The 1,029-nt window shown below is 52.6% G+C and carries 1 protein-coding gene; it reads left to right on the forward strand.

Annotated elements, in window-relative coordinates:
- On the forward strand, nucleotides 1-999 hold a 999-nt coding region (gene tuf, locus Q3O59_RS15850; protein ID WP_305946499.1), incomplete at its 5' end, for an elongation factor Tu.
- Nucleotides 1,000-1,029: the final 30 nt, after the last annotated feature.

The following is a 1,029-nucleotide window of genomic DNA, read 5'->3' on the forward strand; positions in this document are numbered from 1 at the left end:
ATCAATACATCGCACGTAGAATACGACACGCCAACGCGTCACTACGCGCACGTAGACTGCCCAGGTCACGCTGACTACGTTAAGAACATGATTACCGGTGCTGCGCAGATGGACGGTGCCATTCTGGTAGTTGCTGCGACTGACGGTCCTATGCCACAGACGCGTGAGCATATCCTGCTGTCACGTCAGGTAGGTGTTCCTTACATCATCGTGTTCATGAACAAGTGCGACATGGTCGATGACGAAGAGCTGTTAGAGCTGGTCGAGATGGAAGTGCGTGAGCTGCTGTCTGACTACGACTTCCCAGGTGACGACCTGCCAGTGATTCAGGGCTCAGCACTGAAAGCGCTGGAAGGCGATGCGGCATGGGAAGAGAAAATCATCGAGCTAGGCAACGCGCTGGATACCTACATTCCAGAGCCAGTTCGTGCGATTGATAAGCCATTCATCATGCCAATCGAAGACGTGTTCTCAATTGCTGGTCGCGGTACTGTAGTAACCGGTCGTGTCGAGCAGGGCATCATCAAAGTTGGTGAAGAAGTTGAGATTGTTGGTATCCGTGAGACCACCAAGACGACTTGTACCGGTGTTGAAATGTTCCGCAAATTGCTGGACGAAGGCCGTGCTGGTGAGAACGTAGGTGCGCTGTTGCGTGGTACCAAGCGTGAAGACGTAGAGCGTGGTCAGGTTCTTGCCAAGCCAGGTTCTATCAAGCCACACACCAAGTTCGAAGGTGAAGTGTACGTACTGTCAAAAGACGAAGGTGGCCGTCACACGCCATTCTTCAAAGGCTACCGTCCACAGTTCTACTTCCGTACTACTGACGTGACTGGTGCTGTTGAGCTGCCAGAAGGCGTAGAGATGGTTATGCCAGGCGACAACCTGAAGTTCGTGGTAGAGCTGATTGCTCCAATCGCGATGGACGAAGGTCTGCGCTTTGCAATCCGTGAAGGCGGCCGTACAGTAGGTGCGGGCGTGGTATCAAAAATCATCGACTAATTGGCGATGATGTAAAAAGAAGGCTCCGTA

This window comes from Alkalimonas delamerensis (assembly GCF_030717955.1).
In the GTDB taxonomy this organism is placed as follows: Bacteria; Pseudomonadota; Gammaproteobacteria; order Enterobacterales; family Alteromonadaceae; genus Alkalimonas; species Alkalimonas delamerensis.